This window comes from Nonomuraea sp. NPDC003709 (genome assembly GCF_040610775.1).
GTDB lineage: Bacteria > Actinomycetota > Actinomycetes > Streptosporangiales > Streptosporangiaceae > Nonomuraea > Nonomuraea angiospora_A.
Genome location: NZ_JBEXMW010000006.1, coordinates 242457 through 254666, shown reverse-complemented (window position 1 = coordinate 254666; position 12210 = coordinate 242457). Strand labels below are relative to the sequence as shown.

Annotated in this window: 12 protein-coding genes and 1 pseudogene; 8 read left to right on the top strand and 5 right to left on the bottom strand. The window is 70.7% G+C overall.

Features of this window, described 5'->3' with window-relative positions; genetic code table 11:
- Positions 1–530, top strand: a pseudogene (locus tag ABZX61_RS20510) (hypothetical protein); the annotation flags it as partial.
- A gap of 144 nt (positions 531–674) precedes the next feature.
- Positions 675–1859, top strand: coding sequence for a hypothetical protein (locus tag ABZX61_RS20505; protein ID WP_355196608.1), 1185 nt, complete (start codon positions 675–677; stop codon positions 1857–1859).
- Here ABZX61_RS20505 and ABZX61_RS20500 read toward each other — a convergent pair.
- Positions 1856–2332 (bottom strand): recombinase family protein, encoded by a 477-nt coding sequence (locus ABZX61_RS20500; RefSeq protein WP_355196606.1) that lies wholly within the window; start codon positions 2330–2332, stop codon positions 1856–1858. The genes ABZX61_RS20505 and ABZX61_RS20500 overlap by 4 nt on opposite strands.
- Before the next feature lie 533 nt (positions 2333–2865).
- Here ABZX61_RS20500 and ABZX61_RS20495 point away from each other — a divergent pair.
- The 3 genes from ABZX61_RS20495 to ABZX61_RS20485 are packed head-to-tail and all read left to right on the top strand — an operon-like array spanning position 2866 to position 5201.
- Entirely contained in the window at positions 2866–3258 is a 393-nt protein-coding gene (locus tag ABZX61_RS20495; RefSeq protein ID WP_350730686.1) for a GntR family transcriptional regulator, read from the top strand.
- Positions 3255–4223 carry an ABC transporter ATP-binding protein gene (locus ABZX61_RS20490; RefSeq protein ID WP_355196604.1) on the top strand — a complete coding sequence of 323 codons (969 nt, stop codon included), beginning with the start codon at positions 3255–3257 and terminating at the stop codon, positions 4221–4223. The genes ABZX61_RS20495 and ABZX61_RS20490 overlap by 4 nt, the downstream gene beginning before the upstream one ends.
- Before the next feature lie 42 nt (positions 4224–4265).
- Positions 4266–5201 carry an ABC transporter permease subunit gene (locus ABZX61_RS20485; RefSeq protein ID WP_355196602.1) on the top strand — a complete coding sequence of 312 codons (936 nt, stop codon included), beginning with the start codon at positions 4266–4268 and terminating at the stop codon, positions 5199–5201.
- A 302-nt stretch (positions 5202–5503) separates the two neighbouring features.
- On the opposite strand, the gene ABZX61_RS20480 is transcribed toward ABZX61_RS20485, so the two are convergent.
- Together ABZX61_RS20480 and ABZX61_RS20475 are read right to left on the bottom strand one after the other, a co-directional pair.
- Positions 5504–6661: a hypothetical protein gene (locus tag ABZX61_RS20480; RefSeq protein WP_355196600.1), complete on the bottom strand. Its 1158-nt coding sequence runs from the start codon at positions 6659–6661 to the stop codon at positions 5504–5506.
- Positions 6649–7317, bottom strand: coding sequence for a DsbA family oxidoreductase (locus ABZX61_RS20475; protein ID WP_355196598.1), 669 nt, complete (start codon positions 7315–7317; stop codon positions 6649–6651). Before ABZX61_RS20475 ends, ABZX61_RS20480 begins: the two co-directional genes overlap by 13 nt.
- Before the next feature lie 86 nt (positions 7318–7403).
- Between ABZX61_RS20475 and ABZX61_RS20470 the strand changes: the two genes are divergently transcribed.
- Positions 7404–7964, top strand: a complete 561-nt coding sequence (locus ABZX61_RS20470) for a TetR/AcrR family transcriptional regulator (protein WP_355196596.1) — start codon at positions 7404–7406, stop codon at positions 7962–7964.
- 230 nt (positions 7965–8194) lie between these two features.
- On the opposite strand, the gene ABZX61_RS20465 is transcribed toward ABZX61_RS20470, so the two are convergent.
- Positions 8195–9403, bottom strand: a complete 1209-nt coding sequence (locus tag ABZX61_RS20465; protein ID WP_355196594.1) for an MFS transporter — start codon at positions 9401–9403, stop codon at positions 8195–8197.
- A 64-nt stretch (positions 9404–9467) separates the two neighbouring features.
- On the opposite strand from ABZX61_RS20465, the gene ABZX61_RS20460 reads away from it, so the two are divergent.
- Positions 9468–10031, top strand: a complete 564-nt coding sequence (locus ABZX61_RS20460; RefSeq protein WP_355196592.1) for a CGNR zinc finger domain-containing protein — start codon at positions 9468–9470, stop codon at positions 10029–10031.
- 13 nt (positions 10032–10044) lie between these two features.
- Here ABZX61_RS20460 and ABZX61_RS20455 read toward each other — a convergent pair whose 3' ends face one another.
- Positions 10045–10782: a helix-turn-helix transcriptional regulator gene (locus ABZX61_RS20455; protein ID WP_355196590.1), complete on the bottom strand. Its 738-nt coding sequence runs from the start codon at positions 10780–10782 to the stop codon at positions 10045–10047.
- A 67-nt stretch (positions 10783–10849) separates the two neighbouring features.
- On the opposite strand from ABZX61_RS20455, the gene ABZX61_RS20450 reads away from it, so the two are divergent.
- Positions 10850–12202, top strand: a complete 1353-nt coding sequence (locus ABZX61_RS20450) for an MFS transporter (RefSeq protein ID WP_355197071.1) — start codon at positions 10850–10852, stop codon at positions 12200–12202.
- The last annotated feature ends 8 nt before the right edge of the window (positions 12203–12210 follow it).

The following is a 12210-nucleotide window of genomic DNA, read 5'->3' as shown; positions in this document are numbered from 1 at the left end:
GCAGCGCCACGCTGCCCGGCAAGCGTCGTGAAACCACTGGCGCCGTACTGCCCACCAAGCGTCGCGAAGCCAACAGCGCCACGCTGCCCGGCAAGCACCGCGAAACCAGCAGCACCACGCTGCCCGGCAAGCGTCGCGAGCCAACAGCGCCACGCTGCCCGGCAAGAAGACCGGCCGGCCACGCGCCATCGGCCCCGCCGGACTGGCCGCGCCGCGCCGCCTGGTCGACGTCGGCATCTCGGTCACCGAAGCCGCCCGCACCCTCAAAGTCGACCGATCCACCGGCTATGCAGCACTTGCGCGACCCTGACCAGCAGCTTTGCCACCCACACCCCGCTTCTGCTCGTTGGCGCCCCAGCAAGATCGCTCTCATCGACGACGGCTGTCCGGCAGTTCCTCAACCCCCGGAACTGCAGGTCCTGCGTATCACTTCGAGTCGGCACGCTCCCGTCGAAAGTCGTGTGGGCGCGGGCGCGGCACAACAGGTCATGTTTTCTGGATTTTATTTTCTGGAAAATCAAAAATGGTAGGCTGCCGCCGTGACTCCGGATGCCAGTGTGGTAACGCCTTGTAAGCACTGTGGGTCGCCGATTGAGCAGCGGCGGGGGAGGGGGCGGCCCAAGGCGTACTGCCCTGAGAAGGACTGCCAGGCGGCGGCCAAGCGGGAGCGGGAGTTGCGGCGGGCCACGCCGGGGCTGGAGGGGGCGCTGGCCAGGGCCGAGCAGTTGTACGACCGGATGGAGAGCGGGCTGACCGCCGCCATCGAGCCGCTGGCGCGGGCACTGGCTGCGGAGCTGAGTCCGGCGGGGGTCGAGGCGAAGCTGAGCGCGATGCAGGCCGAGGCGCACACGCGCGTGGCGATCGCCCGTACGGAGCGGGAGCAGGCGTTCGAGCAGGTACGGCTGGCGCGCGAGGCCGCCGAACACGCCCGCAGGCAGACGGCCGAGATGCGGGTACGACTCGAAGAGGCGCAGGCCGAGCGCGAGACGGCACTGGGGGATGCCGAACGGGCGCGGGAGCAGGCGCTGGCCGCGTTGCGGGAGGCTGCGAGCACCGAACGACAGGCGCTGCAGACGGCCGAGGAGGCGAAGCAGCGCGCGAAGACGGCCGAGCGGCGGGCCGAGGAGGCGCTGCATCGGGGCGAGTTGACGGAGCAGGCCAGGGACCAGGTCGTTCATGAGCTGGCCGAGCGGGCGGAGCTGGCCGAGCGGCGTACGGCTGAAGTCATGGAGCAGGCTGAGCAGCGCACCGCCGAGGCGCGGGCGCAGGTCGTACAGGCTCAAGAGGAGGCCAAGCGGGCACGGGAGGAACGCGACCGGGCCCGAGACGAGACGGCGGCGGCGGTGCGGGAGCGTGAACAGGCCGAACGGAAGCTGATCGAGGCGCAGACCCGCGCGGAGGCGGCGGCACAGGAGCGGGACCGGACGGTGGAGCGGGCCGTCACGGCCGAACGGGCGGCGGCGGAGGCCGAGCGGGATCGGGCCGTGGCACTCAAGGAAGCCGAACGGGACCGGGCCATGACACTTAAGGAAGCCGAACGCGATCGGGCCTTGGCACTCAAAGAGGCCGAGCGGGACCGGGCGGGGGCGCTCAAGGACGCCTCGCAGGCGGCGGCCGAGGTGGAGCGGCTGGAGGGGAAGGTGGCGGAGGCTTCCGCGTCGCTGACCCGAGAGCGGAAGCTGGCCTCCCGGGAGAAGTCCCGGGCCGATGCCGCGGCGAAGGAGCGCGACGGGTTGCTGGCGGAGCTGAGGCTGGAGCGGATGCGGCTCGAGGATCTGCGGGCCGAGTTGGAGGCGGCACGGGCGGAGGCGGCGCAGCTGCGGGAACGGGCGGTGGCCGCGGAACTTCGCTCGTCCTAGACGGCCCAGGACCCCCGAAGCTGGCCCCAAGGGGGTAGCCGTAGTTGCCGCCGAGAATCGGGCGGGTATCGCCGGCGCCAGCGATGATGCGGCCGGTTGGCCGTGCCGATCAGGTGCTCGCTTGGAACATGGCGAAGTCGGCATGGGCCTGCTCCATGGCCTTGGGATACGCCTGCCGCTTGTTGTGCGCGGCCGGTGCCCGGTAGATGCTCGCCTTCGGCCATTGCGGCGAAGAATGCGAACAGCACCCGCCCTGTGCCGGAGGGGTCGTAGCTCCCGGTCAGCGGCCCGGCGAGCATCTCCAGGGCGATGCCGTGCGCGGTGAGGTGGCCGGCCGGCGCGGTCAACTCAGCCGGGTCCCGGCCCGGCCGCTTCATCTCGTACACGGTGAGGATGACTCGACTGTGCGGGGCGTGCGCCTTGATCGCGCGGCAGGCCTCCAGGGCGGCTTCGAACTTCGGGCGAACCCGCACGCGGGGTGGATACCTTCTCGGCGAAGATCTTCTCGTACGGGATGCCGTGTGCGGTCAGCGCGTCCAGCTGGGACTGAAGTTCCTGGGTGAGGCGGGAGCAGCGGGCGTAGGCGACGCGGATGTCCGTGGCCGGGGTGTCAGCGAGGATCGGCGTCGGCGGCAGGGTGCCTGGCCACCACAGCCGCCCCGGCCCGCGGTCGGTCGGGGGTCGGCACGCGCAGCGGCTTCGCCGGCCGAGGGACTTTGGTGAACCGCCCGGCGCGGTAGGCCCCGGCGACGGTGCCGGAGCGCGACCGACACGGCGAGCCGGGCTCGACCAGGCAGCGCGGGCACGGGCGCTGCTCTTCGTTTCTGCGAACCGCAGTCTGTCGCCGCTGTCACGCAGAGCTGCTTTGCGGCTGGCAGTGCGGGCCGAACCTGGGGCTCTCGGGAAGAGGCGACGACGACCCGCGCGAGAGGCCAGGAGGCCGAGTTGACGAAGATCGTGGGGCGCTAATACCCTTTTACTAATTCAATAGGAAAAGGGTATTGCGGTGATCAAGTTTCGCCTCGATCCAAGCTCTGGTGTGGCGACCTATCTGCAACTGGTGCATCAGGTCAAACACGCCTTGCGGCTCGGTGCGCTCATGCCGGGCGATCGGCTGCCGACGATCAAAGAGGTCGTCAGCGACCTCGCGATCAATCCGAACACGGTGGCCAAGGCCTACCGCGAACTGGAAAACGAGGGCCTCGTCGTCGGCCGGCCCGGGTTGGGCACGTTTGTGCAGCGGTCCCTGGGCGGCGGATCCACGGCCGATCACACCCGGTTCCGCCGCGACCTCGCCCAATGGGTGCGCGGCTGCCGTGAAGCGGGGCTCGACCAAGGGGATATGGAGGCGCTGTTCGCCTCGGTGCTCGCTGACTTCCCCCAGGAGGGGATCGCATGACGGCGGATTGGACAGTGGGGATGTTCGGTGGCGGATCCGGTGAGCTCACCGCCCCCGCACAGAGCCCGACGGCTCTGGAGGCCGTGAGGCTCGCCAAGCGGTATCGGGGCACGTGGGCGTTGCGCGAGTGCACGCTGTCCGTCCCCGCCGGCCGGGTCATCGCGCTCGTCGGACCGAACGGCGCGGGCAAGTCCACGTTCCTGCACCTGGTCGCCGGGTTGATCGCCCCCACCCGGGGCAGCGTGCGCGTCTTCGGCGAGCCGGTCGGCCAGCGGGCGGAGGCCCTCGCGCGGGTGGCGTTCCTGGCCCAGGACAAACCCCTCTACGACGGCTTCACCGTCGCTGAGATGCTCCGCTTCGGACACCATCTCAATCCGGGGTGGGACGACGCCCTGGCCCGGCAGCGGCTGGCGGAACTGGACATCCCGCTGAGCCGCAAGGTCGGCAAGCTTTCCGGAGGTCAGCAGGCGCAGGTCGCGCTGACCATCGCCGTGGCCAAGCGGCCGGAGCTGCTGGTCATGGACGAGCCGCTGGCCAACCTCGACCCGGTGGCCCGGCACGACGTCATGCGCTCCCTGATGGCGGCGGTGGCCGAGACGCAGATGACCGTCGTGCTGTCCTCCCACGTGGTGTCCGACCTGACCAACGCCTGCGACTGGCTGGTGGTGCTCAACCGTGGCCAGGTCCAGATCAGTGGCGAGGTCGACGAGCTGCTCGCCACTCACCGGATGCTGTCCGGTCCGGCCGAGCTCGCCGACGGGATGGCAGCCCGGGTGCCGGTGATCAGCGACAGCCGCAGCGAACGGCAGGCCGACCTGCTGGCTCGCACCGGCTCGGGAACGCCGTTGCACGACCCGCGATGGAGAGAGTCCGGCGTGAGCCTGGAGGAGCTGGTGCTGGCCTACCTGCGCCGCCCCGACACCACCTCACTGCCTCGTCCGACCTTGACCATTTCTGACCGCTAAGGAGACCTGGAAGTGTTGTGGCTTACCTGGCGGCAGCACCGCATGCAGGTGCTCGTCACCACGGCGCTGCTGGCCGTCCTCGGCGCTGTTCTGCTCATCAACGGTCTGGGCGCGGCCAACTTCGCCGCCCAGAACGCTCCGGCGGCCGACTGCGTGGCGGACACACCCGCGTGCAGCGCTTACCTCGTGGAGATGAACGAGCGCATACGGCTGGTGGGTGAATTCCTCGGTTGGCTTCCGCTGCTGGCCCCGGCGATGATCGGCGCTTTCTGGGGCGCTCCGCTCCTGGCCCGGGAGTTCGAGCAGGGCACGCACCAGCTGACCTGGACCCAGTCGGTGACGCGCCGCCGCTGGTTGGCGGCCAAGATCGTCGGGCTCGGTGCCGCGGTCGCGCTCGGCGGGCTGGTGCTGGCCGGCGTCGTGGGTCCGTGGCTGGCAGCCTTCGACGTTCCGCCCTTCGACGTCGACCGCTTCGACTTGAGATGGTTCCGTCTCGTCGGTATCGTGCCGGCGGCGTGGTGGCTGGCCGCGTTCGTGCTCGGCATGGCCGCCGGCACGCTGTTCCGGCGGACTCTGCCGGCGATGGCGGTGACCCTGGCGGTGTGCGCGTTGGCATTCTTCGGACTCCTCAGGGCGCCGTCCTTCTACGCGACGCCGGAACGAGCCGTGCAGGCCAAGGTCATGGACGACCCCGCCCCGGAGAACTCTTTCCATGTGAACGGCTACTGGATCGACAGGAGCGGCGCGAAGTTCACCTCTCAGGAGGTAACGCTCGCGGCCGCCGGTCCTTGCGGGACAGACGAGACGACCAAGAAGTACGCCAGGTGCTTGTTCAGCCATGGCTATCGACAGGTGGCCGAATTTCACCCCGCGGACAGGTTCTGGCGGTTCCAATGGACCGAAGCGGGAATCCTGCTCATCCCCGCTCTCGCATTGGGCGGTGTCGCCGTCCGGCGCACCCTTCGGCCTCGTATCTGAAGCCAGTTATCGCCTCATCACGATGACGGGACGGCCTGGCGCAGGACCGAGTCTGACGACACTGCTGCCGCGCACAGGGCGGGCTTTGGCCTATGTCCTGCGGCGCCGTGTTCACCAAGCGGGCGCCTGGCGACAGCACGCGCGGCTCCAAGCCGAGCCAGATGGCCGAGTGTCTGGTCAGGCGGTGCGCGGGTTTAGGGTCTCCGCCAGTGTCCTGACCCGGGCGAGGCCGGCCGGAGGAGGGCGGCGGAGTCCGGCGGCACCCTGTGCTCGCCCTGTACGGCCTGTCCGGGAACGCTGTGTCAGCTGATTCGGTCGGGCATCGCCGCGGGAGCGCTGAGGCCCAGCCGGTGCCCGAGGCTTACGCCGTGCCGGTAGAGGGCGGCTCCTTCGGCGAGCCGGTCCTTCTCCCACGCCAGCAGGGCGGCGTCCACGGATGGGAACTGCCCCAGGGCGGTGAAGAGGGCGATGGCGTCTGCGGCCGCCTTCTCCGCGCTGGCCGCCGTGTGCGGCCGGACCACGAACGCCGCATCCCCGGTGAGCAGCATCCGGTCCTTGCGCATCCTGCTGACCCGCCCGTCGAGGATCGCCTGCGCGAACGGCTCGCAGGTGTGCTCAACGAGCCGGCGCAGGGGCTGGGGCAGCGACCTCCGTGCGCGGGCCAGTAGTTCGGCGTGCACCTGCGGTGCGATCAGCCCCGGAGGCAGGGACGGTCCGTGGGCGACGCCGTCCCGGTCGGTGGTGATGCGGTCGAGCCCGGCCGCATCGGCCTGTACGTACCACACCCAGTTCATCCGGCGCCGGGTCGAGCCGAAGTCACCGGGGATGAAGTAGCACAGAAACTGAGTCTGGTCCCCGTCGTAGAAGCTGAAGCGGTCACGCAAGCTCGTGCTCAGCTCCTCGGGGAGCTCGGCTTCGTCGATCACGCCGCGGTAGGCGACATACCCGGCGTACCGCGGAACGCCGTCCGGCGCGACAAGTCCGCGATGCCGGGACGCCGAGCCGTCCGCGATGATTGCCAGGTCGACGGAGTGGACGGCCCCGCCGACCTCGACGGCGACGCCATCGGGCCGGGACGTGAGGGCGGTCACGTGCTGCCCGTCGTGGTAGCGCGCGACGTCCAGGCGGTCCCGCAGGGACGTGTAGATCGCGCCCCAGGAGATCATCCGCTGCCGCATGAGCGTGTGGTGGCTGTGCCCGTCCCGGGTGAAGAACTGCCGGTGTGTGACGGGGACGCTGATCCGGTCGGGATCGACGCCGCAGAACATGCTCAGGAACCAGGCGACGCCCGGCTGCAGCACGATCCCCGCGCCGCGGTCGTCGGGGCGGCCCGCCGATCGCTCCCAGACCGTCACGTCCAGCCCCAGTTCGGTCAACGCGACCGCCTGGAACAGGCCGCCCAGCGAACCGCCGACTATGCCCACTGTCTTGATGTCCGCCACTCCGGTCACAGCGAGCACACCCCTTCCTCGCAGCCGGGCGGCCGGGTGGCGTGGCGTTCGAGGACCTCGGCGAGCGCCTCGGTCTCGGCCGCGCCGGTGATCGCCTGGTCTCCCACGATCAGCAGCGGTACGCCCCGAAGACCCATGTGTTCGGCGAGCTGCTCCTCCTCTCGCACGGTCGCCTCCAGCGCCGGGTCCGCCAGTCGCGCGGCCACATCAGCGCCGAGCCCCATCTCCGCGCCGAGCCGGGAGAGTACGGTCGGGTCGCCGATGTCCTGGCCCTCGGAGAAGTAGGCCGCGAGCAGGCGGTCGGCCATCGCGGCACCGCGCCCCGCCTCGCGTTCCGCCAGGGCGATCAGCCGGTGCCCGGCCCGGGTGTTCGGCGTCCTGGTCATCGCCTCGTAGTCGAAGACGATGCCCTCGCCCCGGCCCGCCGGCACCGTGCCGGCGTCGAGCTGCAGGGAACGCTCCCAGCTGCCGAACTTCTCGCTTCGGTAGCGGCGCCGGTCCATCCCCTCCGGCGGCATCTCCGGGTTCAGCTCGAAAGCGTGGTGGCGAACGTGGAAGCGCCGGCCGGTGCGCTCTTCGACGATGCCGACGGCGCGGTGCAGCCGGCGTCCGCCGATGTAGCACCAGGGGCAGATCAGATCGCTGAAAAGGTCGAGGGTGAGCATGGAACCTCCTAATCGAACCGACTAGTCTGTTCGATGCGAACAGCGGCGCAGCCGTCCCCATTCCCCGCTCCACACCGGAGGTGCCGATGACCACCCCTGAGACCACCCGCGCCAAGATCGTCGCGGCTGCGGCCGATCTGTTCACTCGCTGTGGCGTACGCGCGGTGGGCATCAACGAGATCTGGCGCGCCGCCGAGGTGGCGAAATCGACCCTCTACCAGCACTTTCGGTCCAAGGACGAGCTCGTCGCCGCTGTCCTGCGTCAGCGCAACGACGAGTGGTGCTCGCGCCTGCGCACTCTCGCAACCGCCGCGAAGACGCCGCAGGACCGACTCCTTGCGATCTTCGATCTGCTGGGCGAGGAGTTCGCCGAACCCTCCTACCGCGGCAGCGACCTCATGAACGTCGCCGCCGAATACCCCGACGCCGATCACCCCGTGCGTCTCGCGATCCGCGACCACAAGCGCGAAATCCTCCGTTACCTCGCCGAACTCGCCGCCGCGGCGGGAGAGACGGCCCCTGACACAGTCGCGGCCACCGTGCTCACGCTCGCTGACGGAGCCGCCTGCGTCCGCGTCGGCCTCGGCGACCCGACCGCTGCCGGCCTCGCACGAGAGGCGGCATCACGCCTGCTGGCACAGCGCTGACCACGGCGACAGCCCCACAACCCCACGGCTCCCGTGTCCACTCTGTGACGCTGCAGCGTCGCGCACGAACCTCAGTAGCACCCGGACGGCGCCGGGCGGCACCTATCCGCGCCGTCGGCGCTGGTCAGGATTCGCTACGCACGCCCTGAGGTGGCGGACGAGGGCATAGTGCTGCCGCGGATCACTCCATTATCTGTGGCATCGCTGATCGGGGCCCAGCCTGCCGACGATCAGTTATCGGCCACGTGATCAGATTCACTGGCGGGTGCCGGCAGGGGCGAGGCGATCCGACTGGCGACGGCGGCCAGGATGGCACCTGCCATGGCTGCGATCGCGGCGGCGCCGAAGGCGGCCGCGCCGGTGTCGTGGGGGGCGGTGAGCTGGCCGGCGACGGCGGTCCCCAGGCCGTACCCGGCCCAGGTGAAGGTGTTGAGCCAGGCGAAGACTTCGGTGCGGTAGCGGGCGGGGGCGTGTTCGGCGAGCAGGGTCGGCACGACCGCGTCGCGTGGCCCGGTCACCAGCCCGACAAGAGTGATCAGTACGGCGAGTGTCATGAAGCCGGGTGCCCAGCCTCCGGTGAGCAGGACGGCCGCCTCGGCGAGCGAGAGCAGGACCAGCAGGCGCCCGCTGGTGACGGGCCAGGCACGCGCGCCGTACCCGAGGGTGCCCAGGAGGGCGCCGGCCGACAGCAGGCCCATCAGTACGCCGGCGGCGGAAGCGGAGCCGAAGACGGTGGCCGAGGCGACCGTGGCGATGCGCAGGCAGCCGAAGGTGAACGTGCCCAAGGCGGCGATGGTCAGCAGCACGAGAACCGGCCGGTGGGTGAGCGGCCCGGCCAAATGGAGCCTGCCCGGCGGGGTGGAAGCGGTCTGTCGTATCGCAGGGGAGGCCAGCAGCAGCGCGGTGCCGAGCAGGACGGCGGCGCCGGCGGCGGTCACCACGCCCTGGGCGGGGACGGCCCAGGTCAGGACCGGCACGAGCACGGGGCCGGCGATGAAGCTCAGCTCGTTGACCGCGTTGTCGACCGCGTAGGCGGCGGGCAGGGAGGTGGCGGGGACGAGGCGTGGCCAGGCGGTTCTGATGACGGATCCGGCGGGCGGGGTGGTGGCGCCGAGCAGTACGGCGGCGCCGATCATCAAGGCGGGCGGGGCGAGCAGGAGGAGAGCGTAGGCGAGGGCGTGGGTGGCCAGGTAGCCGGTCAGCGCGCGGCGGGGGCCGTACCGGTCGGCGATGCGCCCGCCGATGGGCGCGCACAGGGCCAGGGCCAGTGCGTGGCCGGTGAGCACGAGGCCGGCGGTGGCGTAGGAGCCGAGCCGGTCGACGGCGGCCAGCAGCAGGGCGAGGCTGAGCACGGGCGTGCCCAGCTTGACGATGAGCCCGGCGACGAGCAGGTGCGATACACCCGGCAGGGCGAACAGGCGGCGATAAGGTGCGAACATGGCGGACTCCGTTACCATCTAACTGGATTACGCCTATGACACACGGAAGGATGTTACTGGTCAAGTGGAGATAGCCTGTAACGTAACTCGGCAGGCGCCGCTGATCGCCGAGTTGGTCAACCTGGCCACGGCATACCGGCGGGGCGGCGCCTCGGTGCGGCCACTGGCGGGCGACGACCTCGCGACGACGTTCGCCACCCATCTCGGCGACAGTACGAGTGAGGCCCTGCGCGCCGTTCCGGACGCGGGGCGGCACCTGGCCGAGCTGGCCACCGAGTTGCGGCAAGCGCTCCTGGCCGAGCAGCCGGCCGAGCAGGCCGCCCGCATCAACGCCATGATCCGCAGGTACGGTGCGCAGCCGTACCTGGTCGAGGATGTCGGCCAGCCGTTCCACCTGCACTTCCACGGCTCGGACGGCACCCAGGTGGAGGGACTGGGCGGTGAGTTCGCCACAGCGCTGGCCCTCATCGTGGACGGCTTCGGCCCGGATCGCTTCGGGGTGTGCCAGGCGCACCAGTGCGAGGCGGTCTACATCGATCTGACCCGTAATGGGTCGCGTCGTTACTGCAGCGCCGCGTGTACGGCTCGCGCCAAGACCGCCGCCTATCGCAGCCGCCGCCCGGCCTGATCCAGACTTGGCTTCAACGGCTGAGCAGGTAGCGCCGGGGCGTGGTGCCGACCGTACGGCGGAAGGCCGCCAGGAACGCGCTCGCCGTGGCGTACCCCACGCTGTGCGCCACCCGCGACACCGGCTGGCCCTCGGCCAGCAGCGGCAGGGCGGCGCGCAACCGTACCTGCGTACGCCAATGGTCGAAGCTCATGCCCACGTCGCGCACGAACAGCCGTGTCAACGTCCGCCTGCTCACGCCCGCCGCGCGGGCGTGCGCCTCCAGGCTGCGCGGGTCGGCGGGGTCGGCCAGCAGGGCGGCCGCCACCACCTGAACCCGCTCGTCGGTGGGCTGCGGCACGTCGATGGGGCGGGTGGGCAGCGGGCGCAGCAGGTCGGGCAGCACGGCCTCGGCGCGCAACCGCGCGTCGTCGGCGAGGTCGGTGCGGGCCAGGTACCCGATCAGCTCGGCCAGCAGGCCGTCCACGCCGACCGCGGTGGGCTCGGGCCAGTCCAGCGGGCAGCGCTCCGGCGCCAGATAGAGGCTGCACAGTACGGCGTCGCGGGTCGCGCCGGTCGCGTGGGTGACACCCGCGGGCAGCCACAGCGCCCGGGTGGGCGGCAGGACCCAGTACACCTCGCCCACTTCGACGCTCAGGACGCCGCGCCGGGTCCAGGCGAGCTGGTGGTGGGTGTGATTGTGCGGGGGGATCCACTCTCCCGAGGTCAGCGGGAAGTGCCCGACGATGATCGCGCCAGCCATGTCCTCCATGCGACATAGTCTGGCCCCATCGCGAATTGTGGCCAAATGCGGCGGATCATAGCGTCGTCGGGTGCCGATGATTGTGTTGTGTCTTGTCCAGTTCATGCTTGTTCTCGATGACACCGTCGTGAGCGTGGCCCTGCCCAGCATCCGCGATGAGCTGGGCTTCAGCGCGTCCGGATTGCCCTGGGTCGTCAACGCCTACTTCCTGACCTTCGGCGGTTTGCTGCTGCTGTGCGGCCGGATGGCGGATCTGCTGGGCCGCCGCCGCGTCTTCCTGATCGGGGTGGCGCTGTTCGGGGTGGCCAGTCTGGCGTGCGGGCTGGCGCAGGAGCCGTGGCAGCTCGTGGTCGGGCGGTTCGTGCAGGGAGCGGGTTCTGCGATGGCCAGTCCTGCGGCGATGTCGATGATCACGTTGCTGTATCCGGGGCCGGAGGAGCGGGCCAGGGCGCTGGGTGTCTGGGGCGGCATCGCGGCCCTCGGCGGGACCTCGGGCCTGGTGCTGTCCGGGGCGCTGACCGACCTGGTGTCCTGGCGCTGGATCTTTCTGATCAACCTTCCCGTTGTCGCCGTGGCCCTGGCGTCGCTGCCCCGCCTGGTCCCCGAGTCCCGCGCCCCCGGGCGGCGCAGCCTCGACGTTCCCGGCGCGGTCCTGGTCACGGGGGCCGCGGTGTCGCTGGTGTACGGGCTGCTGCGGACCGGAGAGACCGGTTGGAGCGATCCGCTCGTCATCGGCGCCGTCGGGCTCTCCGCCGCCTTGGCGGTGGTGTTCCTGGTGGCCGAATCGCGGGCGGCGGCGCCGTTGGTGCCCAGATCGTTCCTGGCCTCACGGACGCGGGCGGTCGCCAACGGCGCGACCCTGCTGTTCTCGATGGCGATGTACGCGATGTCGTTCCTGCTGATGATCCAGGTTCAGACCGCTCTGGGATACAGCCCGCTCCTGGCCGGCATCGCCTATCTGCCCTACGGCGGCGGCATCCTGGCGGGCATGTGGCTGTCCTCCCGCATCTCCCTCAGGATCGGGACGCGCTGGGCGCTCCTGCTCGCCTTCCTCATCAACATCGCCGGTTTGCTGCTGCTGTCCGGCGTGGCGGCGGGCGACTCCTATGCCGCCCATGTCCTGCCCGGCATGCTCATCCTGAGTGTGGGCAACGGGCTGAGCCTGCCCGTCATGGCCGTGACCGCGGTCGACGGCACCACCGAGGAGGACGCCGGTCTCGGCTCGGCCCTGTTCACCTCGGTCCAGCAGGTCGGTGGCGCCGTCGGGGTGGCCGCGCTGGCCGTCATGGGCTACTCAGGTGGGCTCACGGCGGGCGCGGTCTGCGTGGCGCTCGGGGCCGTACTCATCGTCGTGCTGCTGCCCTCGCGTACCGGCGGGACGCGACGGCCCCATCAGCCGTCCGCGCCCGGGCGGGCCGACCGAGGGTGACGCAATCG